This window comes from Streptomyces sp. NPDC101132 (assembly GCF_044759225.1).
Lineage (GTDB): Bacteria > Actinomycetota > Actinomycetes > Streptomycetales > Streptomycetaceae > Streptomyces.
Map to the genome: position 1 here is coordinate 207,537 of NZ_JBIVYX010000006.1, position 23,770 is coordinate 231,306.

Here is a 23,770-nt window from a genome sequence, read left to right on the forward strand (position 1 = left end):
CGTACCCGTGCCCCCTACCCCCGCGGCAGCGTCAGCCCCCACGCGCCCGGCCGGAGGGTCCACGTACGCCGCCGCACCGGACCGGTGACGCGGTGGTCGGCGCGGTAGCGGAAGTCCGCCCCCGAGACGGTCACGGTGCGGGCCCGCGCCGTCACCGGGTCCCGCGACAGCCCGGTCCGTACGGTGACCTCCGCCAGCCCGCCCGCCGAGGCCACCGACACGTCCCGCACCGGCTGGTCCACGTCGCTGAGCAGCACGCCGTCCGCCTCCACCCGCAGCCGCGCCCCCGCCTGCCCGCCGACCGGCGGCCGCACCAGGGTCCGCACCAGCGACCGGCAGGCGCTCCACACCGAGGGCGCCGGCGGCGGCGCCGCGCCCACCGCCGGGATCCGCAGGCCCCCCAGCACCACCCCGTCGCTGTCGTCGACCAGCAGGTCGAGCCGCTCCACCACCCCGTCCAGCGCCGCCCTGGCCGCCAGCACCGCGCTCGTCGGCACCCCCAGCGACCGGGCCACCGCCAGCGAGCCGGACGGCCCCACCGGCACCAGCGAGACGGCGCCCTCGCGCAGCTCCCGCTCCCGGTGCAGCAGCGACACGGCACGGGCCAGAGCCCGGTCGTCCCCCACGATCACCGGCCGCCGATGGCCCCGCCGGGCCAGTGCCCGCGCGAACTCCTCCGGCCCCTCGGGGAGGCAGATCTTGGCCTCCGCACCGGCACTCAGCACGTCCTTCGCGATCCGCACGGACTCGCCGTCCAGGCGGCGGGCGACCGGGTCGACGAGCACGAGCAGGCCGGCCTCCGCCGCGCCCGCGTGGCTCATGGTGGGCTCTGGAGCCGACACCTCGGTCCTTCCTCGGGTAGCATCTTTGTGCAAGAGCCCCTTGCGCTATTGCGCCAGGGGCTTCGTCTATTCCGGGGCACCGGTCCGACGGCTCAGCCTGCGGTGTACATCGTCGTACGCCCCCTGACCTTGGACATGCCCCATCCGGAAGAGGTGTACGCCTGTGCCCGCTCTTGTGCTGCTCGGAGCCCAGTGGGGTGACGAGGGCAAGGGAAAGGCCACCGACCTCCTCGGTGGTTCCGTCGACTACGTCGTCCGCTACCAGGGCGGCAACAACGCCGGCCACACGGTAGTCGTGGGCGACCAGAAGTACGCCCTGCACCTCCTCCCGTCCGGCATCCTCACCCCTGAGTGCACCCCGGTCATCGGCAACGGCGTCGTCGTCGACCCGGCCGTGCTGCTCTCCGAGCTCAAGGGCCTCAACGAGCGCGGCGTCGACACGTCGAAGCTGCTGATCAGCGGCAACGCGCACCTCATCACGCCCTACAACGTCACCCTCGACAAGGTGGGCGAGCGCTTCCTCGGCAAGCGCAAGATCGGCACCACCGGCCGCGGCATCGGCCCCACCTACGCGGACAAGATCAACCGCGTGGGCATCCGGGTCCAGGACCTCTACGACGAGTCGATCCTCATCCAGAAGGTCGAGGCGGCGCTGGAGAACAAGAACCAGCTGCTCGCCAAGCTCTACAACCGCCGCGCGATCGAGGCCGGCGCGATCGTGGAGGAGATGCTCCAGTACGCGGAGCAGATCAAGCCCTTCGTGGCCGACACCACCCTGATCCTCAACAACGCGCTCGACGAGGACAAGGTCGTGCTGTTCGAGGGCGGCCAGGGCACCCTGCTCGACGTCGACCACGGCACGTACCCCTTCGTCACCTCGTCGAACCCGACCGCCGGCGGCGCCTGCACCGGCACGGGCGTCGGCCCGACGAAGATCACCCGCGTGATCGGCATCCTCAAGGCCTACACCACCCGCGTCGGCGCCGGTCCGTTCCCGACCGAGCTCTTCGACCAGGACGGCGAGGACCTGCGCCGCATCGGCGGCGAGCGCGGCGTCACCACCGGCCGTGACCGCCGCTGCGGCTGGTTCGACGCGGTGATCGCCCGCTACGCCACCCGCGTCAACGGCCTCACCGACTTCTTCCTCACCAAGCTGGACGTGCTGACCGGCTGGGAGCAGATCCCGGTCTGCGTCGCGTACGAGATCGACGGCAAGCGCGTCGAGGAGCTGCCGTACTCGCAGACGGACTTCCACCACGCCAAGCCGGTCTACGAGTACCTGCCGGGCTGGTCCGAGGACATCACCAAGGCCAAGACCTTCGCCGACCTGCCGAAGAACGCGCAGGCGTACGTGAAGGCCCTGGAGGAGATGTCGGGCGCCCCGATCTCCGCGATCGGCGTCGGCCCCGGCCGCACCGAGACGATCGAGATCAACTCGTTCATCTAGGGCACGCACCCGAGGAGCCCCCCACCGCGGCGCGGTGGGGGGCTCCTCGCGTTCCGGGCGCCGCGGACTCAGCTGTCGCGCAGCTCCTGCGTGCAGCACTTGACGCTGCCGCCCGCCTTGAGGAGCTCGGACAGGTCCACCCCGACGGGGTTGAACCCGCGGGCGGCCAGCTCGGCGGCCAGCCGTTCCGCGGCCTTCGGCAGCACCACGTTGAGCCCGTCGGAGAAGGCGTTCAGCCCGAAGACCTCCGCGTCCCCGTCGGTGGCGAGCAGCGCGTCCGGGTAGAGCCGCTCCAGCACCTCGCGGCTCTCCGGCGAGAAGGCCGCCGGGTAGTACATGACCTCGGTGTCGCTGAGCACCGCGAGCGCGGTGTCCAGGTGGTAGAAGCGCGGGTTGACCAGGTGCAGCGGGGTGACCGGGACGCCGAGGAAGGCCTCGGCCTCGGCGTGCGAGCGCGGGTCGGTACGGAAGCCCGTACCGGCCAGCAGCCGGTCGCCCACCAGCAGGTAGTCGCCCTCGCCCTCGTTCACGTACTCGGGGTCGAGGAGGTCGGCCCAGCCCTGCTCGCGGAACCAGGAGAGGTAGGCGGGGCCCTCGGCGGCGCGCTCGGGATAACGGAAGCGCGCGCCGAGCACCTTGCCGCCGACGACGGTGGCGCCGTTCGCGGCGAACACCATGTCGGGCAGGCCCTCCACCGGGTCGATCTCCTCGACCTTGTGTCCCAGTTCCTTGTAGAGCTCGCGCAGCTGGACCCACTGGCGGACCGCGAGGGGGTTGTCCGCGCCGTCCTCCGGCTCCATCCACGGGTTGATGGAGTAGCGGACGTCGAAGTGGTGCGGTCGGCACATCAGCAGATGGCGGACGGTTGCCTGGCGGGTCATGCCTTACTGGTCCTTTCGCTGCATTGCGGATATCCGGCCGGGCAGGGACCAGATGTAGGAGAAGCCCGTACCGGCGCCGTGGTCGAACTCGGCCTCGGACTCGTACGAGGCGATGCTCAGCCGGTACAGCGAATGGCCGGAGTGGCGGGTCTGAACGGTGACGGAACCCTTGTAGAGGCGGACGGACACCTCGCCCGAGACCCGCTCCTGCACGTGCTCGAAGAAGGCGTCCAGGCTCTGCCGCAGCCCGCCGAACCACTTGGCCTCGTATACCAGTTCGGCGTACTTGCGCGAGACGAGCTCCTTGTAGTGGAACAGGTCCGACTCCAGGACCAGGTTCTCCAGCTCGCGGTGGGCCTCGTACAGGATGGCCGCGGCCGGGGCCTCGTACACCCCGCGGACCTTGAAGCCGACCAGCCGGTTCTCCATGATGTCGATCCGGCCGACGCCGTGCGCGCCGCCCAGCTCGTTGAGCCGGGAGACCAGCTCGACGGGGCCGAGCCGGACGCCGTCGAGCGCGACCGGTACGCCGCGCTCGAAGCCGATCGTGACGGTGGCCGGCTCCTCGGGGGCCGCCTCCGCCGCCGCGGTGATCTTGTAGACCTCCTCGGGCGGCGCGGCCGAGATGTCGTCGAGCGGACCGCACTCGACGCTCGTGCCCCAGATGTTGGTGTCCCGGCTGTAGGGGCTGGTCTTGAAGGCCGGGATGGACAGGCCGTGCTCCTCGGCGAACGCGATCTGCCGGCCGCGGGTGGTCAGGTCCCACTCCATCACCGGGGAGATGATCCGCAGGTCCGGGTTGAGCGCCGAGATGCCCGCGTAGAAGCGGACCTGGTCGTTGCCCTTGCCGGTGGCACCGTGCGCCACGGCGTCGGCGCCCTCCGCCTCGGCGATCTCCACCAGCCGCTGCGCGATGAGCGGGCGGCTGAGGGAGGCGGCCATGTAGTACTTGCCCTCGAAGACGGCGTCCGCCTTCAGGGCCCGGAAGGCGTACTCCTCCAGGAACTGCTGCCGGAGGTCGTCGACGTACACCCCGGACGCGCCGTTGCGCTTCGCGCGGTCGGCGACGTCCGACAGGTCCTCGAACTGGCCGATGTCCGCGCAGAACGCGATCACCTCGGCGTCGTAGTGCTGCCGCAGCCAGCCCAGGGCGAGGGAGGTGTCGAGTCCGCCCGAATACGCCAGAACGATCTTCATTGGCACCCTCTCTGCGACCGGGTCAGGAACCGACGGCGGAGAGCTCGTGCGCGAAGGGCGCACCCTCTCCGGCGCGGAAGCGGGTGAGCATGGCCCGGGTGTAGAGCCGGGGTCCCCAGACCTCTGGCGAGAGGGGCAGGTCGGCGCCGTCGTGGATGAGGCCGACGATCTCGTAGAAGAGGGTGAGGCAGTACGCGGCGGTGCGCTCGCTGAGCCCCTCCGCGGTCTCCTCGGCCGCGTTGATCGGGAAGCGGACCACCTTGATGATCGGGCCGGCGTCGATCTTCGCGTTGATGTGGTGGGCGGTGGCGCCGAACTCGGTGCCGCCGTCGTTGATCACCCAGTCGTAGCCGCCGATGCCGCGGTACGTCGGGATCGCGGGGTGGAAGTTGATCGCGGACTTCTTCGCACTGGCCAGGTTCTCCGGGGTGAGGATCAGGTCCGCCTTGAAGCAGAAGATCCGGTCGCCCTGCCAGGAGTCGACGAAGGCCGGGCGTTTACCGCCGTGGTCCCACAGCACGGTGTCGGTATGGGGGAAGAGGGAGGTGAGGTAGGCGGAGGCGAGTTCGCTCCAGCGCGAGTTGTCGCCGATGAATAAGACGGAGTCGTTCGACATGGTGGAGCCTCTTCTTCTCTCTTGTCGTTTTCGTGGTACGAACACGAGTGCCGTCGGCTACTCCGACTGCACGGAACGGCCCTTGAAGATGAAGGCCACGCCGCAGAGCACCGCGACGACGGCGGCGGCGGTGACGGGGGTGATGTCCTCCGACAGCAGCCAGTACCCGAGGAAGACCGCGATCACGGGCGTGACCAGCGTGTAGCTGGTGGCGATCGCCGTGCGGACCGTCTTGAGCAGGTACATGTACGCGGTGTAGGCGAGCAGGGAGCCGCCCACGATGAGGTAGAGCCACGACCAGACCGCGCTGGAGTCGGGCATCTCGGTGATGCGCTCGCCGCCGATCAGGCCGACGAGGGTGACCAGGGTGCCGCCGGCCAGCATCTCGGCGGCGTAGGCCATCGGGCCCTCGGGGATGTCCACGTGCTGGCTCATCACCGAGCCCAGGGACCAGCAGAGCGCGGCGATGCTGATGATGACCGCGCCCTTGGTGGCGCCGGAGATGCCGCCTTCGAGGTTGATCAGGATCACGCCGAGGAAGCCGCAGGAGATGCCGACGATCTCGAAGCGGTTGGGCCACTTCTTGGTGTAGAGGCCCGCCATGAGGGCGGTCCAGATCGGCACGGTCGCGATGCCGACCGCGGCCAGGCCGCTGGTGATGGACTTCTGCGCCACCGCGATGCTGGCGACGCAGCCGCCCTGCATCAGGGCGCCGATGACGGCACAGTTCACCCACTGCTTCAGGGTCGGGAGCTGGTGCTTCCGCAGGTACAGGAAGGGCAGCAGCAGGAGCCCGGCGAGCAGGAAGCGGGTGCCCGTCATGACGTAGGGCGGCATGGTGGCGAGCGTGTAGTCGATCGCCAGGTAGGTGGAGCCCCACACGATGTACGTGATGATCACCGCGACGATCGCGAGCGGTGCCAGCCCGGTCTTGGTCTGGGGGGTGTCAATGGCCGTCACGAATGACTCGCCTTCTCACAGGGGGACGGGGAACACGCGGGAAACACGGAGAACGCGTCCGCGGGGACGCGTACGGCGAGCGCGGGCACGAATGCGGGCGCGGGGGTGTGTGGGGCCGGCGGTCCGGCAACGCCTGGCCGGCGGTCGCGCTCCGGCCGGCCGTGGGGCTACTGCTCCTCGAAGCCCGGCGAACAGGTGTAGCCGAGGATGAGGATGTCGCGCACGGCGGGAGCGGAGTGGTCGACGACCGTGATCGGGCTGACGGAGTGCAGGACCTTGCGGTCCGCCCAGAACATCGTGTCCATCGGGCCCTGGAGCTGGAACTGCGCGGTCAGCCGCTCGTCGTTGTCGTAGACGCTGGAGATGCCGCCGTCGGCGTTCGTGCGGGACATCAGGTGGATCGCACCGAAGTCGATCTCGTCGCGGTGCACGCCCTCGGGGGTCGGTTCGCCGATCTCCTCCGGCCGGGCGATGATCCTGAACTGGTGACAGGCCACCAGCCAGGGGTGGTCGAGGCGTTCGTCCTCGACGGGGAAGTGGTCGAAGTCGAACTCGACCAGCTCGCGCATCAGCGGGTTCTTGACGGCCGCCTCGGTGACGGGCTCGACCACGCGGTGGATGCCGCCGGCGTAGCGGTTGGCCGTCTCCGACTGGAAGTACGGCTGGTGGGCGAGGAGGCGGAAGTTCCGCTCGCGCGGGATGTAGAGGAAGCGGCCGTAGCGGCGCTCCCGGAACCGCGCGTTGTTCTTCAGGTAGTTGTCAGGGCCGAGACGGTCCCACTCCGCGGCCAGCTCCGCCTCGTAGGCGGTGCTCGTCAGTGCCGCGCGCATCTCGGCCCCGCGGACTAAGGAGTAGCCCTGTCCTGCGAGGTCGTCGGATATCTGCTTCGTGCTGCTTGCAACTGCCATGTGCCGTGCACGCCCTTTCGGGTGCCTTGTGAGCCTTGTAAGGAGACGCACCCGGGAACGACTGTGACGGAGGTGATCGGGGTCACTCAAGGCAAGCCATTGAAATGTGACCCCAATCACACTCAAGCAGTTCTCGATGAGAACTGGCCTGTTTTTTAGCACAGTTGGAGCAATTTTGGTCAGCCGGATCGCCCCGGGTCAGGCGGCCGCGATCACTTCGATCTCGACCATCCAGGACTCGGAGAGGGTCTGCGCCACGATCGCGGTCGTGGGCACGGGGCGTCCGCCGAGCGCCGCCGTCCGGGCCTTGGCGTTCGCGCCCGCATACGACGCGTCGCGCAGGTAGCTGGTCAGTCGCACGATGTTGTCGACGCTCATGCCGGCCGATCCGAGGATGGTCCGCAGGTTCGACCAGATCAGGTCCAGCTGCTCCTCCAGCGTCGCGCCCGCCGCGCCGCTCTCGTCCAGGCCCATCGTCCCCGCGACGAACAACAGCCGCTGCGGGTTCACGACCTCCATGGCGTGGACGTAGTCGCCGCTCGCCGGGTACACGCCGCGGTCGGGGTTGTGGGTACGGGTCTCCGCAAGGGTGATCTCGCTCATGTGACGGATCCTGGCAGGAGGTACGAACCAATCCGGACAGCAGCGCTCGCGCTTACCCCGATCAAGTGACGGACATGTCCGACTTCGTAACCCGGCCTTCACCCTGGCTCGTTAACGTCCCCGTTACGCGCTTTACCAGGCGAGTTGGGCGATCTCCTCGGACACCACCGCGCAGGCGTCCGCGGCCGGGTCGATGAGCGGGAAGTGCCCGACCCCGTCGAGCACCGTCAGGCCCACCGTTTCACCGGCCTTCGCGGCGGCCGCCACGTACGACTCGGCCACCCGGCACGGCACGACGATGTCCTCCCGGCCGTGGACCACCGTCGTGGCGATGCCCGTCGGCAGCAGCGCGGCCGGGTCGGCGTAACGCAGCCGCTCCTCGAACCGATCCTGCCCGCCGAGGAGTTGCGCACACGCCCCGCCGCAGACCGCGAGTTCCTCGGAGAGCCGGAAGTCCGCGATCGGCGCCAGCGCCACCACCCCGCGCAGCGGCGGCGGCTCCGCCAGCCGCCACGGCGAGCCGGCCGGCAGTACGTGCCGTGCCGCCGCCCAGAGCGCCAGCTGCCCGCCGGCCGAGTGCCCGGTCACCACCGTCCGCCGTACGTCGGCCCCCGGCAGCGCGGCCGCGGCCAGCCCGGGCAGCGCGTCCATCGCCGCCGCCACGTCGTCGAAGGTCTCCGGCCAGCGGCCCGCCACCGGACCGGAGCCGCCCTGGTGGGGTACGGAACTCCCGCGCCGGTACTCCACGTTGGCCACCGCGAAACCCTGCCGGGCCAGGAAGCCGGCCAGCGGCGTGATGTGCTCGCGGTCGTACGGGGCCCGCCACGCGCCACCGTGCAGCACCACCACCAGCGGTGCCCGCTCCCCGCCGTCCCGCGGCGCGTAGAAGTCGACCACCTGGTCCGGGTGCGGACCGTACGGGGCCGTCGCGTCGGGGGCCACGGGCGGGTGCGAGAAGGCCGACGCCTCCTCGGCGGCGTCCCGTTCCACTGCGGGGTCCGTCACGTGGCTCAGCCTCTCTGGGACAGGGGACCCGTCGGTCCGGGCAGCGGGACCGTATCAGCATCCACCGGAGCGTCTGCTTCCGGCCGGGGCGCGGGGCGCTGCGCGGGCGGGACCGGGGTCCCGCCCGCGCAGCGGAGCAGTGTCGTTTCGCCCCCGGTGCCGCCCGGGACGGCGATGATCACCCGGAAACGTGACCCGGGCGGGGGACGGTCAGGCCGAGAGGATCCCGGCCAGCGTCCGCGCGGCGCGCTCCGCGTCGGCGAAGCCCACGTACAGCGGCGTGAAGCCGAACCGCAGCACGTCCGGGTGGCGGAAGTCGCCGATCACGCCGCGCGCGATCAGCTCCTTCATCACCGCGGCCGCGTCGTCCGTCCGCAGCGCCACCTGACTGCCCCGCTCGGCGTGGGCGGCCGGGGTGACCGACTCGACGCGGCCGGCCGGCACGTACGCCTCGACGCACTCCAGGAAGAAGTCCGTCAGGGCCAGCGACTTGGCGCGCACCGCCTCGACGTCCACCCCGTCCCACACGCCGAGGGCCGCCTCGAGCGACAGCATCGACAGGATGTCCGGGGTGCCGACGCGGCCGCGCAGCGCGCCGTCCGCGGGCACGTACCCGAGGCTCATCGCGAAGGGCTCGGCGTGCGAGTTCCAGCCCGGCAGCGGGGAGTCGAAGGCCGCCTGGTGCCGTTCCGCGATGTACAGGTACGCGGGCGAACCCGGGCCGCCGTTGAGGTACTTGTACGTACAGCCCACCGCGAGGTCCACGCCGTGCGCGTCCAGCCCCACGGGCAGCGCGCCCGCCGAGTGGCACAGGTCCCAGACGGCCAGCGCGCCGGCCGCGCGGACCGCGGCGGTCAGACCCGGCAGGTCGTGGAGGCGCCCGGAGCGGTAGTCCACGTGGTTCATGAGCACCACGGCGGTACGCGGACCCAGCGCGGCCAACAGCTCCGCCGGCTCCACCGGGACCACGGTCAGCCCGGTCATCCGGGCCGCCGAGGCGGCGATGTAGCCGTCGGTCGGGAAGGTGGTGGCGTCGACGATCAGCTCCGTACGGGGCTCACCGCCGGACCCGCCCCCCGCCTCTGCCGCGCCGCGCGCCGCGACCAGCCGGGCCGCGCCCACCAGCGCCTTGAAGAGGTTCACGCTCGTGGAGTCGCCCACCACGATCCGGCCGGGGGCCGCGCCCACCAGCGGGGCGATCAGGTCGCCGATCCGCTCGGGGGCGGTCCACCAGCCGCTCTCGTCCCAGGAGCGGATCAGCAGCTCGCCCCACTCGCGCGCGACCACGTCCGCGACGCGGCCGGGCACGGCGGCGGGCAGCGCGCCGAGGGAGTTGCCGTCGAGGTAGACCACGCCCTCGGGGAGGGCGAAGCGCTCGCGGAGCTTGAAGAGCTCGTCCGCGGCGTCGAGTTCGGCGGCGCGTATGGACAGGTCGGGGTGCGGGTTCGTGGTCGGCTCAGACATGGCTGCGTGCCGTCCACAGCTCGGGGAAGACGTTCTTGCCGGCGCGCTTCTCCAGCCAGGCCACGCCCGCGGAGCCGCCGGTGCCGACCTTCGCGCCCATCGCGCGGCGGGTGGCGACCAGGTGGTCGTTGCGCCAGCGCCAGACCAGCTCGCCGACGTCCGTCAGCGCCTCGCCGAGCCGGACCAGCTCGCCGTGCTGGTCGTCGGCCGAGTAGATGCCGGCCCAGACCGCCTCGACCTCGGGCGAGGGCTCGTACTTCTGGGACAGGTCGCGGTCCAGCACCGCCGACGGCACCCCGAGGCCGCGGCGCGCGAGCAGCCGCAGCACCTCGTCGTACAGGCTGGGCTCGTGCAGCGCCTTCTCCAGCTCGGCGTGCACGCGCGGGGCGCCGCGGTGCGGGACAAGCATGGAGGCGGACTTCTCGCCGAGCAGGAACTCCATGCGGCGGTACATCGCGGACTGGAAGCCGGATCCCTCGCCGAGGGCGCTGCGGTAGGCGTTGAACTGCGCGGGGGTGAGGTTGATCAGGGGCCGCCAGGAGGCGTTCAGGGCCTCCAGCTCGCGGCAGGAGCGGGCCAGGGCGTCCATGGCGACGCCGAGGTCGTCCTCGCGGAGGGCCCGCGCGGCGGTCTCCCACTCGTGGACGATGACCGTGAACCACAGCTCCATGACCTGGGTGGTGACCAGGAAGACCATCTCTCCCGGATCGTCCGAGAGGGGGTGCTGGAGGTGGGTGAGCACGTCCGCCTGGACGTAGTCCTCGTAGGGGGTGGTGCCGGCGAAGTCGAGGTTCGGGGTGTCCGAACCGGCTCCGGAGGCATCAAGGGGGTGCGACATCGCTGTCTCCTCGACACGAACTTCCGGGTAGCGGTCCGCTCCTTCCTGGTGGCTGTGGAGCCCCGGTCCCCTGCGGGCATCATAAGCCGCATCCCCCGGCCCGTCCCGGGGTGATATGGGCCACTTTCCGGCCGCGCTCGAGCCCAACCGGAAAGCAGCCCTCCGCCCCGCGGGGGCTCAGCCGAGGGTCTCGGCCGCGGTCTCCGAGGAGTCGCGCAGGAAGGTGGAGCAGCGCTCGTACTCCTCCTGCTCACCGATCGCCTGCGCGGCGCGGGCGAGGGCGTGCAGGGCACGCAGGAAGCCGCGGTTCGGCTCGTGCTCCCACGGCACCGGGCCGTGTCCCTTCCAGCCGGCCCGGCGCAGGGCGTCGAGACCGCGGTGGTATCCGGTACGGGCGTAGGCGTACGACTCGACCGCGCGGCCGCCCTCGAAGGCGTCGTCCGCGAGACGGGCCCAGGCCAGGGAGGAGGCGGGGTACTTCGCGGCCACCTCGGCCGGCTCCGTCCCGGCGGCCAGCAGCTCGCGGGGCTCGGGGTCGTCGGGCAGGTGGGTGGGGGCGGGGCCCCCGAGGAGGTTCTGGTGGGTTGCCATGTGCCCAGTGTGCCGCGTACCCCCCGCTCCTCCGCGCCGCGGGGGCCCCGCGGGGCACGGCGTGGGCCCGGCGGCGGCGGTCAGGGGGTGGAGGTCAGGGCGCTCAGGAGGGTGGCCGGGGCCGGCGAGGTGATCAGGGCCGCGCCCACGAGGAGGGTGTCGGCGCCGGCCTCCCTCAGGGCGGCCGCGTCGGCCGGGGTGGTGATGCCCGACTGGGCGATGCGGATGACGTGGGGCGGGACCGGCGCGGAGAGCTTGGCGAAGGCGTCCGGGTCCAGGGCCAGGGTGTGCGGGTCGCGGGCGTCGATCGCGATGATCCGGGCGTCCGCGGCCAGGGCGCGGGTCACCTGTTCCTCCGTGTGCGCCTCCACGACCGGGGTGAGGCCGATGTCCTCGGCCAGGTGGAGGAAGCGTTCGAGCTTCCGGCCCGGCAGGGCGGCCGCCATCAGCGGCAGCAGGTCGGCCCGGCGCGCCCGGGCCTCCCAGACCTGGTACTCCGTCACCACGAAGTCCCGCAGCATGACGGGCACGTCCACCGCGGCCCGTACGGCGTCGAAGTCCCCCTGCGCGCCGCGGTGCCTGCGCTGCTCGGTCACCACGCTCACCGCCGCCGCGCCGCCCGCCACGTACGCGGCGGCCAGCGCGCCCGGGTCGGGCACGTCGGCCAGCGGGCCCCGGGCCGGGTCGGCGCGCTTGACCTCGCCGATCACCCGTACCCCGTCGGGCCCGCGCAGGACGGCGCCGGCGTCGACCGGCCGGCAGGCCGTCGAGACCCGCTCCCGCAGATCGCTGAAGGGCACCGCCAGCTGGCGGACCACGACGTCGGCCCGTACCCCTTCCATCAGTGTGGCCAGGGGGGAGTGGGAGCGCGTGCTGTCGGTACGAGGGGTTCCGCTTCGATTCACAGGCCGATGGTCCGGGCCGGGGCGGCCGGGGCACAATCAACGGCCGCCCGGTGTGTCAGATCCCGGCCGGAGTGCCGGAGCCCGGCTCTGGTGCCAGACCGTCAGGGACCCGGGTCAGGTGCGCGGGAGGGCCGCCGGGGGTGCCGGCAGGCGGTCCCGGTACGGCGCCTCGCCCGGCAGGGCGATCGTGGCCCGGCTGACGAGCTGCGCCCGGTCCGCGTAGGGGAGTTCCAGCCCGAACACCTCCTCCAGCAGGTCCGGCACCTCGGCCGGCGCGAAGCGCCGTTCGGTCGCGGTGCCGTCCGGCGTGACGGTGGTCAGGACGGTGCTGTCGAGGAAGAGGTGCCGGTCGGGGGTCATCCGCTGGGCGACCAGCCGTACGGCGAACGGGGAGCGCCGGTGCGTCGACATGAAGTGGCTGGCGACGAGCCAGTCCGACGGGTGGCGCTCGTCCGTGGTGAAGGCGTGCAGGTCGAACCACCCCTCCGGGCCGCGCGCCCGGAGCGCGTACACCCCCCGGCCCAGCGCGGTCGACTCGCGGCGCAGCCGGAAGCCCCAGCCGTCGGTGCTCGTGGCGCCGTCGGCCAGCTCCAGCGGCTCCAGCGGGCTGCGCCCGAAGCCGGGGTCGCAGATCCAGGCCCGCCCGGTGCCGGCGGTCTCGGCGGTCTCGACCCGCAGCAGCGCGTGGGTGGCGGGCCGGACGCCGGCGGCGCCGGCGCGCACGCGCGAGCAGAGCCCGGTGACGCCGAAACCGATCCGCTCCAGGGCGGCGGCGAAGAGCAGGGCGTGCTCGTGGCAGTAGCCGCCCCGGCGGCGGCGGACCAGCTTGTCCTGGAGGTCGGCCAGGTCGAGGGAGAGGGTCCGGCCGAGCGCGATGTCCACGGTCTCGAACGGGACGGAGGTGACGTGCGCCCGCGACAGGGCCCGCAGCACGGCGAGGGTGGGGGCCAGGTCACCGTCGTACCCGATCCGGCGGAGGTACGCGTCGAGGTCGAGGCGCCGGCCGTCCCAGGAGGCGGCGGGCGCGGTGAACGGGGCGGGCGGCGAGAGCGGGGCGGCGGTCATGGCGCCCCATCGTGCACGTCCGGCCACCATCCGCCTCACGGCCCGTAGCGACAACGTCACCTCCCGCCTCCCGTACGTCACCTCGGGGCCCCCTCCCGTGACGGGGGTGGTGGGCCCCCCACCACCCGGCGCCCGAGCCAGGTGCCCGGCGCACCTCCCCGCGGGACCGCCCCCGGAACGACGGTGGGAAGGCAACCGACTCAGCCAGAGGGGGCATGGCGTGAACACCGTTGTCAGGAAGGAACTGTCCGTCGTGGGGGCGCAGGCGGGGCGAGGCCCGGCCCGGCTCCACCGGGACCACGTCGCCGAGGTGACCGAGGACCTGTGCTCCACGGTCTTCACCTCGCTGCGGCGCCGGGACCAGCGTGAGAAGGGGCGGCAGTACGTACGGGGGCTGCTGGCCACGCGCGGCCGCAAGTCGATCCGCAACATCGCGGCCCAGATCGGCGGCCCGGCCGCCGAGCAGAGCCTGCACCACTTCATCTCCAGCTCGACCTGGGACTGGCAGCCGATCCGTACGGCGCTCTCCCGCTACCTGGAGTCCTCCACGCCGCTGACGGCGTGGGTGGCGCAGCCGATGGCCATCCCGAAGGGCGGGGACCACTCGGTGGGGGTGGGGCACCGCTTCGACCCGCACCAGGGACAGATGTTCCGGGGCCAGCAGGCCTTCGGCATCTGGTTCACCTCGGCCGACGTGATCACGCCGGTCGGGTGGCGGCTCTTCCTGCCGGAGCAGGGGGAAGAGGGCGAGGCGGCGGCGTACGAGGCCCAGGCCGCCGCCGGTGACGGGGCGTCGGTGCCGGGGCCGGTGCCCGGCTCGGGTCCGGTGCCCGGCGAGTCGTACGAGGAGTGCGCGACCACCGGTGTGCTGGACACGGTCCGGCAGTGCGGGATGCCGCCGCGGCCGGTGATCATGGACATCCGGGACATCGGCACGCGGTCGACGATGAACCGTTTCGCCGAGGCGCGGCTGCCGGTGATCGCGCGGATCAGCCCGTCCACCCGGCTGCTGGTGACGGATCCGGCGCTGCCGGGTCACGGTGCGGGGACGCTGGCCGCGCGGGACATCCTGCAGTCCGTGAAGGGGCTGCGGGCGCCGGTGGAGTGGCCGGACCCGGTGCACCCGGGGATGCGGCGGAACTCGCTGGTGGCCGCGGTGCGGGTGATGATGCCGGACCCGTCCCCGGCGCGACGGCGGCACCTGCTGCTGCTGGGCGAGTGGACGGACCCGCGGCGGCTGCCGTCGCAGCTGTGGGTGACGGACCTGGTGCGGATGCCCGCGGCGCCGTTGCTGCGGCTGACGAAGCAGGCGCGGCGGGTGGCGGTGGCCTCGACGCAGAGCGTGCAGGAGGTCGGGCTGCGGGATTTCGCCGGGCGGTCCCTTCCGGGGTGGCACCGGCACGTGACGATGGCGTCGGTGGCGCATGCGGCGCGGTGCCTTTCCGCCGGCGCGGGCTCGGCCGGTGCCGGTTCGGCCGGCGCCGGCTGGGGTGCTGCCGGTTCGGCCGGTGCCGGCTGGGGTGGTGCCGGTTCGGCCGGTGCCGGGCGGCTGGCGGTGCCGGCGTACGCGCGGGCGGCCCTGGCCTAGGCCCGGTACCGGTCCCGTGCCGGGCGCCGGTCCCGTGCCGGGTGCCGGTCCCGTGCCGGGTGCGTTGCCCGGTGCCGGTGCCGGTGTCGTGCCGGGTGCGGGTGCCGTGCCGGGTGCGGGTGCGTTGCCCTGCGGGGCCAGGTCCCCTACCCGCCCTTCCTCCGTTCCCCGGGCTCCGCCCGGACCCCGTCGGGGGCTCCGCCCCCGTACCCCCGCTCCTCAATCGCCGGAGGGGCTGGATATGCCTGCGGGGGCTACTGCCAGCCTCGCCGGCGTTTGAGGCGCGGGGGTCTGGGGGCAGCGCCCCCAGTTTCGGGAAGGGGCGGGGTGGGGAACCGGCTCCGCGCAGCGGCAACGGCCCGCACCCGGCAACGGACCGCACCCAGCACGGGACCGGCACCCGGCACGGGACCGGCACCCGGCAACGGACCGCACCCCGCACGGGGCCCGCACCCGGCACGGGACCGGCACCCGGTAACGGCGCCGCACCCCGCACGGGACCGGTACGGGAACCGCGCCCCCGGCAACGGACCGCACCCGGCACGGGGCCCGCACCCGGCACGGGAAGCGGACCGGGCTACGGGACGCGGCGCCGGAGGGACGTGCGGGCTTTGCGGAGGCGGAGGGCCATCTGGATCTCCAGGGCCGCCGCCGGCTTCTGCCATTCCGGCCCCAGCAGCTCCGCGATCCGCTCCAGACGCCGCGACACGGTGTTCGGGTGCACGTGCAGCGCCTCGGCCGCGTGCGTCGGGCTGCCGCCCGAGTCGAAGTACGCGTCCAGCGTCCGCGTCAGCTCCGTGAAGCGGCCCGCGTCGTACTCCAGGACCGGCCCGATCGTCCGCCCGATGAAGGCGTCCACGTCGTGGTCGGCCGACAACAGCAGCCCCAGGAAGCCGAGTTCGCGCAGCGAGGCCGTGCCGCCCACACCGTCCAGCGCCGTCAGCGCGTCCAGGCAGCGGACGGCCTCCTCGTACACCCCCGCCATCGAGGACGCGCCCTCCGCCGGCCCCGCCGCACCCGTCGAGACGGGGTGGCCCAGCAGCGGCGACAGCTCCGCGGAGACCTGGTGGCCGGCGGCCGAGGCGTCGGTGCCGGGCAGCATCAGCACGATGCAGCCGCGGCGCACGCTCTTCAGGCCCGACATCCGGTACGCGTACGAGGACGCCCACGCCACCGCCTTGCCCAGCTCCCCGCCCTCCGGCCGGGCCACCACGATCACGTGCGGGGTGTCGAGGTCGATCCCCAGCCGCCGGGTGCGCTCGCGCAGGTGCAGGTCGGAGCCCTGCGGGCGGTCCAGCAGGTCCTGGAGCAGCTCGTCGTGCACGGGGCCCTCGGCGGCCGCCGTGCCACGCTGGATCAGCATCAGGGAGGCCACCGACTGGCCCGCGAGCTGGAGCAGCCGTACGTCCTCGTCGGTGAGCGGCGCCGACGGGCTGAGCACCAGCACGCCGAGGTCCTCCGCGCCCGCCAGGACCGGCGCCACCCACGCGCCCCCGTCGGCCGCGACCGGCCGCCGGTCGGTCTGCGCCTGGAGCACCGCCCGAGTGATCGTTTCCTCGGCCAGGCAGCCCGGCGGGAACACGCCGGTCACGGTGAGCTGCCGGCCGCCGGGGTCCCGTACCTCCAGGACGCCGTCCAGCGCGTCCGCGATGGCCCGGGCCAGGGTGCCCAGGCCGGCCCCGTCGAGCACCAGGCCGGCCATCCGGGCGTGGCACTCCCAGAGGTAACGGACCCTGGTGAGCGCGGTGTTGGTGCGCGAGCCGAAGCGTTCCAGCTCGGTCACCTCGTCGCGGGTCTGCTCCAGCAGCCGCGCCTTCTCGATCGCCACCGCGGCCAGGTCGGCCAGCGAGAGCAGCACCCCGATCTCGTCCGGGGTGAAGTGCCGCACCTTCCGCTCGGCGCCGTACAGCGCGCCCAGCGTGGTGTCCCCGTGCCGCAGCGGCACCGCGATGATCGCGTGCAGGCCCTCGGCCCGCACCACCTCGTCGATGCCGGGCGCGTGCGGGATGGTGTCGTCGGCCAGGTAGTCGGCGCTCCACACGGGCGCCTTGCGGGCCTGCGCGAGGCTGCCGAGGCCCTGCCCGTCGCCCAGTTCGAGCCCCACGTTGAGGGCGGTGGTCTCGCCCTCGGAGGTGCGCACGTACGCCGACCCGTCCGGCCGGTTGAAGCTCACGTACGCCATGTCGAAGTCGAGCAGCCTGCGTGCGCGCCGGGTGATGACCCGCAGCAGCCCGTCGATGTCGTAGGGGGACGTCAGGTCGTGCGCGGTGTCGACGAGCGCGGCCAGCGCGGCCTCCCGCTGTCTGCGCCGGCCGGCGCTGTCGCGTACGGACCGGGCCAGTTCGACGGCCCGGGACAGCTCCTCCAGCTCCCCCGGGGCCGCGCCGGACCGGCGGGCCTCGTGCAGCAGGTCGTCGAACCGGCCCCCCGGCGCCTCCTGGGCCAGCAGTTCGAGCACGGCGAGCGCACCGCCCCCCGCGGATTCGTCGTCGGCCATGGCGATTCCCCTCCCTCCCCGTCAGCGGAATCAAGCCACGGTGATTGAACCTAGGTTCCTGTGATCCACGGGTCAAGCGGGCTCCTGACCAGCGAGTCGAGCGGTGGCCGGACCACCACCGGGGGGCGGATATGTGTCACCGGGTCACCTTCCCGCGCGCCTCTCGGGGCGGGGAGTGTGGCGGTCACAGGCACCGGGGGGTGCTCCCCCCTGCCTGTCCACAGCTGTCCGCACAAGGCTCCGTAACTGGGGGGACGCCATGTCACACATCAGCGACTACCGCCGCTCGCTGGAGCGCAGCAGGCTGTCGCGCGCGAGCGGGGACCGGCCCGGCACGTTCGACCTGCGGGGGCGTGAATGGGACCTGCTGCCCGACGTGTTCGCGCCATCCCACTCGCGTTCCACGGACGTGGCGATGAAGCTGCTCGGCTTCGACGACGACCTGGAGGTGCCGCGTGCCGGCTCCTTCCTGGAGATCGGCAGCGGTACGGGCGTGATCGCCGTCTCCGCGGCCCTGGCGGGCTGCGAGCGGGTCGTGGGCTCGGACATCAGCCCCCAGGCGGTGCGGAACACCGCGCTGAACGCGGAGCGGCACGGCGTGTCGGACCGGCTGCGGGCGGTGCAGGGCGACCTCTTCGAGGGCCTGACGCCGGGCGAGCGGTTCTCCACCGTCTACTGGCACTCCAACTTCGTGCTGGCCCCGGCGGACTACACGTACCGGCACGTGCACGAGCGGGCCTACGTGGACCCGGGCTACGCCGCGCACCTGCGCTACCTGCGCGAGGCCCCGCTGTGGACGGAGCCGGGCGGCTCGGCGCTGCTGCACTTCAGCGACCGGGGCGACGTGCCGGGGCTGTGGAACATGGCGGACTCCTGCGGGCGGGAGCTGCGCGTGCTGCGCAGCCGCCGGATCAAGGAGGGGGCGGAGACGGTGGAGCACATGCTGTTCGAGATCACCGTGGCCGAGGCGGTGGTGCCGATGCCGCTGCCGAAGCCGGTGCCGCGCCGCACGGTCCCGCTGCGGGGGCCGGGCCACCTCTGAGGTGCGCCGCGGGCGGTACGGGTCCCGCTGCGGCACCCGGCGGTCCGGGGTCCTGCGCGGCACCACGCCGTACGGGGTCCTGCCCGGCGCCACGGCGTACGGGGTCCTGCCCGGCGCCAGGCCGTACGGGGTCCTGCCCGGCCCCAGGCCGTACGGTGCCCCGCGCGTCCGCCGGAGGTACGGGGTCCCCCGCCGCCAGTTCGCGGGTCACCAGCCGTACCGCGCGGGACCAGAGGGCGAGGACGGCCCGGGTGTGCGCGGCCGCGAGGGCGGCCGCGGTGGCCGGCGCGATGCCGCCGCGCGACGGCAGGCGGCCGATCCTGGGGCCCGTACCGCTGAGGGTGTCGCCGCGCAGCCGCGTGCTGCGGGCGACCCGGGCCAGCGCGGGCAGGGAGAGGGCCATGCCGGTCCCCCAGCCGACCAGGCGCTCGACGGCGCCGCCGTCCCCGAGGCCGGTCCACATCAGGCGCTGCGGGCGGGCGCCGGCCCGTACCAGGTCGTGCCAGCGGGGTGCGCCGAGGGCGGCCTCGTAACACTCGTACAGCAGCCGGGCGAGGCCGACGGCGGTGGCGCCGAGGTCTTGGACGCGGACCGAGGCGAAGGAGGCGATGGCGCGCAGGTCGAGGCCGCGGTCCCGGGCGCGTTCGAGGCCGGAGAACCAGGCCTGGACGAGCGCGGTGTAGCCGTCGGGGCCGAAGACGGGGCCCGCGTGCACGCCGAGGCCGGCGCCGAGGCAGCGTTCGGAGGCCGCGAGGCCCTCCTCCGTGGCCGGCAGGACGACGACAACGTTGGGGCGGTCCACCGCGAGCACCGTGCGGTGGGCCGCCTCAACGGTGCCGTCGACACCGCCGTGCCACGGCGCGAGGGGGACGGCGACCAGGCCCTGGGCGCCGTCGCTGGCGCGGTACAGGGGCAGCAGCGCGTCGCACGCGCGCCGGGCGTCGTGGACGAGCAGTTCCTCCAGCGCGGTGCGGGCGGGGATGCCCCGCGCGGCGAGTTCGGCGAGCTGCGCCGCGTACGCGCCGGTCTCGCGCAGGCCCTGGACGAGCGTGCCCAGGTCGCAGAGCAGCCCCTGGACGCCGGTGCGTCCGGCCAGCCGCCGGAGCTGGCCGCCGTCCAGTCCGGCCCGGCCGATGCCCTCCAGCCAGGGGGTGACCCCCTCGTCGGCGAGCTGCCGCAGCACGTCCGGGGTTTCGGACAGGTCGGCGCAGGTCATGGGGCCGCTCCCCTCGGGTGGTCAGGCGTCCAGGGAGGGCAGCAGCAGGGCGCGGCGGCCGTGCAGCCCGCCCTGCTCGATGCGCCGGTGCACGTCGGCGGCGGCGCTGAGCGGCAGCCGCTCGACGGAGCGGGGGCGCAGGGTGCCGGCGGCGAGCAGCCGGTTGATGGCCACGGCGGCCTCGGCGAGTTCGGCGGCGGTGGCGCTGGAGATGACGAAGCCGCGGACCGAGCCGTCCTTCATGTACAGGGCTCCGGCGGGCAGCACGGGCTCGGTGCGGGCGCCCGCGAGCAGCACGATGCGGCCGCGGGGGGCGAGCAGGGCGACGGCGGCGGCCAGGTCGTTGCGGCCGGAGGTGTCGAGGTGCAGGTCGATGCGCCCGGCGAGGGCCTCGGCGGCCGCGGGGTCGCGGTAGTCGAGCACCTCGTGGGCGCCGAGGGAGCGCACGTACTCGGCGTCCTCGGCGCGGGCGGTGGCGATGACGCGGGCGCCGGCCTCGGCGGCCATGACGGTCATGGCGGAGCCGACGTTGCCGGCGGCACCGGCGACCAGGACGGTCTCGCCGGCGCGCAGGCCGCCGTGGGTGAAGAGGCCCAGGTAGGCGGTGGCGGCCGGGTGGACCACGGCGACGGCCTCGTGGGGGTCGGCTCCCTCGGGCAGCCGGTAGAGCCGGTCGCCGGGGACCACGGCCAGTTCGGCGGCCGGGCCCTGACGGCCCGCGTGGCCGAGGCTGTTGCTCCACACCGGGTCGCCGGGGCGGAACCCGGCGGCGCCCGGTCCGGCCTCGACGACGGTGCCGACGAGATCGCGGCTGATCACGAAGGGGAAGCCCAGCGGGGTGCGGTAGAGGCCGGAGCGGACGAAGGTGTCCACCGGGTTCACCGTGGTGGCCGTGACGCGCACCAGGACGTCGGTCGGCCCGGGAAGCGGGTCGGGGAGTTCGCCGTACCGGATGGCGTCCGGGGTCCCGAGGTCTTCGATGAAGGCAGCACGCATACCACGGGAGTCTGGCGGTGCCCCGGCGGCCCGGCATCCTGCCGCCCGCCAGTCTGTCAACTCTCGCTGACGCCGGCGGGCTTCCTTCCGTACGGTGTGCCGGGTGGAACTGGAATTCACTGACGCAGAACCGGGATCCGCCCTGCTCGACGGGCCGGTCCGGACCCTCTACCGGAACCTCCGTCCGGCCCTGACGGACGACTCCTTCACCGACTTCGCCCGGGAGGCCGCCGGGCAGGGCCTGGTCTTCACCGTGGGCCTGAGCAGCGGCGAGGCCGTGGGCGTGGCCGGGCACCGCGTGCTGGCCACCAGCCGGGGCCGGGTGCTGTTCGTGGACGACCTGGTCACCGGTCCCGCGCTGCGCGGGGGCGGTTTCGGCGCGGCGCTCTTCGGCGAGCTGGAGCGCCGGGCGCGGGCGGCCGGCTGCGTGCGCATCGAGCTGGACTCGGGGGTGGTCAACCGCGGGGCGCACCGCTTCTACCACCGGCAGCGGATGTCCGTGGCCGCCTTCCACTTCGCATACGAGCTGCCCGCGGCGGGCTGACCGCCCGCCCCCTACGGGCCCGCCCCCGCATGCCCCCCCCCGTACGCCCCCGCCCCCGCATGGCCCCCGTACGCCCCCGCACCAGCTCCCGCCGGCGGCCGGACCACCCGCCCGCCCGGCCCGCCGGATTTCCGGAATCGTCCGGTCCCCGGATATCCGGGCACCGGCCCACCTGACGTACTCCATTACCGCCAACCCCGCCCCTGAACAGGGGACTTGACGGACCTCCCGGGCATTCTTTGACCCTCCGCCGCGACGCTCAGCAAGCTCTCGGCCATGGCTCAGACGACACACACCGAAACCCCGCTCTTCGAACTCAGCTCCTCGCTCCACGTCGACGCGGCCCCGGAAGAGGTCTACGCCGTCGTGAGCGATCTCGGCCGCAGCGGCGAATGGAGCCCGGAATGCGTCGGCGGCGAATGGATCAGCGGTGAGCCCCGCACCGTCGGCGCGGTCTTCCGCGGCGAGAACCTGCGCTCCGAGGACGTGGTCGGCTGGGCGCCCGTCGTGCGCGGCACCTGGTTCACCGAGTCCGAGGTCGTGGCCGCCGAGCCCGGCCGGATCTTCGACTGGGCCATGCGCGACAGCGCCGGCCGCAGGCAGGAGAGCGTCTGGGGCTTCGCCATCGCCCCGGAGGGCACCGGCTCCCGCCTGACCCACCACTTCCGGATGGGCTCCGCCACCGAGGGCATCAAGGGCATCACGGCGGAGATGAGCGCCGAGCGCAGGCAGCAGTTCTTCACCGAATGGGGCGCGAAGGTCGAGGGCGACCTCGGTGCCACGCTCGCCCGCATCAAGGACGTCGTCGAGGAGAACTGACCGGTTCCGGGTTCCGGGAATTCCCTTCCCCCGGAAACGGGTGCGGGGAATTCCCGGCGGACCGCCGCCGGAATTCCGGCGCTCCTCCCCACCATCCCACGCAGTGGAGTCCCGGTTTCCCCGACCGGATTCCCGTACCCAAAGACGAGATTGGCCATATGCTTCTGCAGCGCATAGGAAATCGTGGAATCCGCCTGGGAACCCTCTTCGAGCGAGCTGCTTCCCGGCACCCCTCGAACGTCCTGATCCTCGACCACGACCTCGACACCGCCCCGCAGCTCGGCCGTCGCGCCACCATCGCCGAGGCCGCCGACGCCGTGGACGACCTCGCCTCCCGGCTGTGGGCGGTCGGCGTCCGCCCCGGCACCCGCGTCGTCGTCTACAAGACCGACGGCTTCGACATCACCCTCATGGCCTGCGCCGCCGCCCGCGTCGGCGCGGTCCCGGTGCTGCTCTCCCCGCAGCTCGACGGCGCCACCGCCGCCGAACTGGTCCGCCGTACCGAGCAGCCCTTCCTGGTCACCGACCGGACCAAGCTGGACACGGAGCTGCCCGAGGAGGTCTTCGCACTGGCCGAGCGCGTGATCCTCACCTCCGGGGAGCACGAGCAGGCCACCGCGCTCGCCTCGCTGGCCGGCGTACGGCGCATCCCGCCGGTCACCATGCCGCCGGACCACCCCACCCTCATCACCCACACCTCCGGCACCACCGGCACCCCGAAACTCGCGGTCCACACCGGCCGCAGCCTCCAGGCCCGCTACCTGCCGCAGGCCGCCGCCGTCCGCCCGGTGCTGCCGGGCCGCGAGACGATCGCGCTGCACGTCTCCTTCGTCCACTCGCGGCTCTTCACCGCCCTGGCGATCTCGCTGCTGCGCGGCTTCCCGATCGTCGTGCTGCGCGACTCCGAGCCCGGGCACGTCGCCGACCTCTTCGCCCGCCTCAAGCCCGGCGTGCTGGAGGCCCACCCCAACTCCTTCATGGAGTGGGAGGAGCTGGCGGACGACCCGCGCGGCCCGCTGTCCAACGTGAAGCTCTTCAGCTCCACCTTCGACGCGATCCACCCGCGCACCGTGCGCACCCTGCTCGCCGCCACCCGCCGCCGCGGCGCGCTCTTCGGCCAGCTGTACGGCCAGAGCGAGGTCGGCCCCGCCGTCGTACGCGCCTTCTCCCGCCGCCGCGGCGAGGACGAGGACGGCCGCTGCGTGGGCATCCCCTTCCCCGGCATGACGGACGTCCGCGTGGTCAGCCGCGACGGCAACCCGCCCTCCGCGGAGAACCCCGGCTACATCGAGGTCCGCAGCGACGGCCGGATCGTCACCTACCTCGGCGAGCAGCAGCGGTACGACAAGCAGCTCTCCGAGGGCGGCTGGTGGCGCATGGGCGACGTCGGCTACCGCACCAAGTGGGGCTGCGTGCACCTGCTGGACCGCGAGGTCGACCTCATCGAGGACTTCGGCTCCACGCTCGCCGCCGAGGACACCCTCTTCGGCCGGCTCGACGAGCTGACCGAGGTCATCATCATCCCCGGCCCCGACGGCCGTGCCACCCCCATCGTCTGCACGAAGAACGACGAACCGCTGGACGCCGTCCGCTGGCAGTCGGCCGCTTCGCTGCTCAACCCGATGGCCGAGCCGGTGCACATGCGCCTGGACGAGCTGCCGCAGACCGCCACCACCAAGATCAAGCGCCTGGAGCTGGCCCGGCTGCTCGCCGACCGCCTCCCCGTGGGCGCCTGACCGCTGCCCG

At 73.3% G+C, this 23,770-nt stretch carries 22 protein-coding genes; 6 read left to right on the plus strand and 16 right to left on the minus strand.

Features of this window, described 5'->3' with window-relative positions:
* Nucleotides 1-14: 14 nt before the first annotated feature.
* On the minus strand, nt 15-842 hold the full coding sequence (locus ACIQUR_RS16220; protein ID WP_403664430.1) for a diacylglycerol kinase: 828 nt from the start codon (nt 840-842) through the stop codon (nt 15-17).
* A 163-nt stretch (nt 843-1,005) separates the two neighbouring features.
* Between ACIQUR_RS16220 and ACIQUR_RS16225 the strand changes: the two genes are divergently transcribed.
* Nucleotides 1,006-2,289, plus strand: coding sequence for an adenylosuccinate synthase (locus ACIQUR_RS16225; protein ID WP_399947128.1), 1,284 nt, complete (start codon nt 1,006-1,008; stop codon nt 2,287-2,289).
* Nucleotides 2,290-2,357: 68 nt separating this feature from the next.
* On the opposite strand, the gene ddaH is transcribed toward ACIQUR_RS16225, so the two are convergent.
* The 12 genes from ddaH to ACIQUR_RS16285 form a co-directional block, all read right to left on the minus strand.
* Nucleotides 2,358-3,170 carry a dimethylargininase gene (gene ddaH / locus ACIQUR_RS16230; RefSeq protein WP_403664433.1) on the minus strand — a complete coding sequence of 271 codons (813 nt, stop codon included), beginning with the start codon at nt 3,168-3,170 and terminating at the stop codon, nt 2,358-2,360.
* A gap of 3 nt (nt 3,171-3,173) precedes the next feature.
* Entirely contained in the window at nt 3,174-4,367 is a 1,194-nt protein-coding gene (locus ACIQUR_RS16235; protein WP_403664435.1) for an argininosuccinate synthase, read from the minus strand.
* Between the two features lie 22 nt (nt 4,368-4,389).
* The gene (locus tag ACIQUR_RS16240; protein WP_403664437.1) at nt 4,390-4,983 is read right to left on the minus strand and encodes a formyltransferase family protein; all 594 of its coding nucleotides are present in this window, start codon (nt 4,981-4,983) and stop codon (nt 4,390-4,392) included.
* Between the two features lie 57 nt (nt 4,984-5,040).
* Nucleotides 5,041-5,943, minus strand: coding sequence for a drug/metabolite exporter YedA (gene yedA / locus ACIQUR_RS16245; RefSeq protein ID WP_403664439.1), 903 nt, complete (start codon nt 5,941-5,943; stop codon nt 5,041-5,043).
* Between the two features lie 167 nt (nt 5,944-6,110).
* A complete protein-coding gene (locus ACIQUR_RS16250) occupies nt 6,111-6,773 on the minus strand; it encodes a 2OG-Fe dioxygenase family protein (RefSeq protein ID WP_403664441.1) in 663 nt (220 codons plus the stop codon).
* A 276-nt stretch (nt 6,774-7,049) separates the two neighbouring features.
* Nucleotides 7,050-7,454 carry a RidA family protein gene (locus ACIQUR_RS16255; RefSeq protein WP_403664442.1) on the minus strand — a complete coding sequence of 135 codons (405 nt, stop codon included), beginning with the start codon at nt 7,452-7,454 and terminating at the stop codon, nt 7,050-7,052.
* Nucleotides 7,455-7,586: 132 nt separating this feature from the next.
* Complete coding sequence (locus tag ACIQUR_RS16260; protein ID WP_403664444.1) at nt 7,587-8,459, minus strand: alpha/beta hydrolase; 873 nt, start codon at nt 8,457-8,459, stop codon at nt 7,587-7,589.
* A 210-nt stretch (nt 8,460-8,669) separates the two neighbouring features.
* Nucleotides 8,670-9,923, minus strand: coding sequence for a kynureninase (gene kynU / locus ACIQUR_RS16265; RefSeq protein WP_403664446.1), 1,254 nt, complete (start codon nt 9,921-9,923; stop codon nt 8,670-8,672).
* The gene (locus ACIQUR_RS16270) at nt 9,916-10,761 is read right to left on the minus strand and encodes a tryptophan 2,3-dioxygenase (protein WP_403664448.1); all 846 of its coding nucleotides are present in this window, start codon (nt 10,759-10,761) and stop codon (nt 9,916-9,918) included. Before ACIQUR_RS16270 ends, kynU begins: the two co-directional genes overlap by 8 nt.
* Before the next feature lie 177 nt (nt 10,762-10,938).
* Nucleotides 10,939-11,352 carry a DUF3151 domain-containing protein gene (locus tag ACIQUR_RS16275; protein WP_403664450.1) on the minus strand — a complete coding sequence of 138 codons (414 nt, stop codon included), beginning with the start codon at nt 11,350-11,352 and terminating at the stop codon, nt 10,939-10,941.
* Nucleotides 11,353-11,432: 80 nt separating this feature from the next.
* Nucleotides 11,433-12,257, minus strand: coding sequence for an indole-3-glycerol-phosphate synthase (locus ACIQUR_RS16280; RefSeq protein ID WP_403664452.1), 825 nt, complete (start codon nt 12,255-12,257; stop codon nt 11,433-11,435).
* Nucleotides 12,258-12,371: 114 nt separating this feature from the next.
* Nucleotides 12,372-13,322, minus strand: coding sequence for an arylamine N-acetyltransferase (locus ACIQUR_RS16285; protein WP_403664454.1), 951 nt, complete (start codon nt 13,320-13,322; stop codon nt 12,372-12,374).
* Between the two features lie 220 nt (nt 13,323-13,542).
* Here ACIQUR_RS16285 and ACIQUR_RS16290 point away from each other — a divergent pair, with 220 nt between their 5' ends.
* Nucleotides 13,543-14,910 carry an IS701 family transposase gene (locus ACIQUR_RS16290; protein WP_403664456.1) on the plus strand — a complete coding sequence of 456 codons (1,368 nt, stop codon included), beginning with the start codon at nt 13,543-13,545 and terminating at the stop codon, nt 14,908-14,910.
* Nucleotides 14,911-15,487: 577 nt separating this feature from the next.
* Here ACIQUR_RS16290 and ACIQUR_RS16295 read toward each other — a convergent pair.
* Nucleotides 15,488-17,407, minus strand: a complete 1,920-nt coding sequence (locus ACIQUR_RS16295) for a helix-turn-helix domain-containing protein (protein ID WP_403664458.1) — start codon at nt 17,405-17,407, stop codon at nt 15,488-15,490.
* A gap of 259 nt (nt 17,408-17,666) precedes the next feature.
* On the opposite strand from ACIQUR_RS16295, the gene ACIQUR_RS16300 reads away from it, so the two are divergent.
* Nucleotides 17,667-18,449, plus strand: coding sequence for a 50S ribosomal protein L11 methyltransferase (locus ACIQUR_RS16300; protein ID WP_403664460.1), 783 nt, complete (start codon nt 17,667-17,669; stop codon nt 18,447-18,449).
* On the opposite strand, the gene ACIQUR_RS16305 is transcribed toward ACIQUR_RS16300, so the two are convergent.
* Nucleotides 18,361-19,665, minus strand: a complete 1,305-nt coding sequence (locus ACIQUR_RS16305) for a transaldolase family protein (RefSeq protein WP_403664462.1) — start codon at nt 19,663-19,665, stop codon at nt 18,361-18,363. The two genes, ACIQUR_RS16300 and ACIQUR_RS16305, sit on opposite strands and share 89 nt — an antisense overlap.
* A gap of 21 nt (nt 19,666-19,686) precedes the next feature.
* Nucleotides 19,687-20,661 carry an NADPH:quinone reductase gene (locus tag ACIQUR_RS16310; RefSeq protein ID WP_403664464.1) on the minus strand — a complete coding sequence of 325 codons (975 nt, stop codon included), beginning with the start codon at nt 20,659-20,661 and terminating at the stop codon, nt 19,687-19,689.
* A gap of 103 nt (nt 20,662-20,764) precedes the next feature.
* Here ACIQUR_RS16310 and ACIQUR_RS16315 point away from each other — a divergent pair, with 103 nt between their 5' ends.
* The 3 genes from ACIQUR_RS16315 (at nt 20,765) to ACIQUR_RS16325 (ending at nt 23,760) form a co-directional block, all read left to right on the plus strand.
* On the plus strand, nt 20,765-21,205 hold the full coding sequence (locus ACIQUR_RS16315; RefSeq protein ID WP_403664466.1) for a GNAT family N-acetyltransferase: 441 nt from the start codon (nt 20,765-20,767) through the stop codon (nt 21,203-21,205).
* Nucleotides 21,206-21,481: 276 nt separating this feature from the next.
* On the plus strand, nt 21,482-22,024 hold the full coding sequence (locus ACIQUR_RS16320; RefSeq protein ID WP_403664468.1) for an SRPBCC family protein: 543 nt from the start codon (nt 21,482-21,484) through the stop codon (nt 22,022-22,024).
* 158 nt (nt 22,025-22,182) lie between these two features.
* Nucleotides 22,183-23,760 (plus strand): class I adenylate-forming enzyme family protein, encoded by a 1,578-nt coding sequence (locus ACIQUR_RS16325; RefSeq protein ID WP_403664470.1) that lies wholly within the window; start codon nt 22,183-22,185, stop codon nt 23,758-23,760.
* Nucleotides 23,761-23,770 lie beyond the last annotated feature (10 nt).

Coding starts and splice junctions, on each gene's coding strand:
- ddaH (WP_403664433.1), bottom strand. CDS start 3,170: ATGACCCGCCAGGCAACCGTCCGCCATCTGCTGATGTGCCGACCGCAC.
- ACIQUR_RS16300 (WP_403664460.1), top strand. CDS start 17,667: ATGTCACACATCAGCGACTACCGCCGCTCGCTGGAGCGCAGCAGGCTG.
- ACIQUR_RS16310 (WP_403664464.1), bottom strand. CDS start 20,661: ATGCGTGCTGCCTTCATCGAAGACCTCGGGACCCCGGACGCCATCCGG.
- ACIQUR_RS16305 (WP_403664462.1), bottom strand. CDS start 19,665: ATGACCTGCGCCGACCTGTCCGAAACCCCGGACGTGCTGCGGCAGCTC.
- ACIQUR_RS16255 (WP_403664442.1), bottom strand. CDS start 7,454: ATGAGCGAGATCACCCTTGCGGAGACCCGTACCCACAACCCCGACCGC.
- ACIQUR_RS16250 (WP_403664441.1), bottom strand. CDS start 6,773: ATGCGCGCGGCACTGACGAGCACCGCCTACGAGGCGGAGCTGGCCGCG.
- ACIQUR_RS16285 (WP_403664454.1), bottom strand. CDS start 13,322: ATGACCGCCGCCCCGCTCTCGCCGCCCGCCCCGTTCACCGCGCCCGCC.
- ACIQUR_RS16295 (WP_403664458.1), bottom strand. CDS start 17,407: ATGGCCGACGACGAATCCGCGGGGGGCGGTGCGCTCGCCGTGCTCGAA.
- ACIQUR_RS16275 (WP_403664450.1), bottom strand. CDS start 11,352: ATGGCAACCCACCAGAACCTCCTCGGGGGCCCCGCCCCCACCCACCTG.
- ACIQUR_RS16235 (WP_403664435.1), bottom strand. CDS start 4,367: ATGAAGATCGTTCTGGCGTATTCGGGCGGACTCGACACCTCCCTCGCC.
- ACIQUR_RS16240 (WP_403664437.1), bottom strand. CDS start 4,983: ATGTCGAACGACTCCGTCTTATTCATCGGCGACAACTCGCGCTGGAGC.
- ACIQUR_RS16320 (WP_403664468.1), top strand. CDS start 21,482: ATGGCTCAGACGACACACACCGAAACCCCGCTCTTCGAACTCAGCTCC.
- ACIQUR_RS16270 (WP_403664448.1), bottom strand. CDS start 10,761: ATGTCGCACCCCCTTGATGCCTCCGGAGCCGGTTCGGACACCCCGAAC.
- kynU (WP_403664446.1), bottom strand. CDS start 9,923: ATGTCTGAGCCGACCACGAACCCGCACCCCGACCTGTCCATACGCGCC.
- ACIQUR_RS16325 (WP_403664470.1), top strand. CDS start 22,183: ATGCTTCTGCAGCGCATAGGAAATCGTGGAATCCGCCTGGGAACCCTC.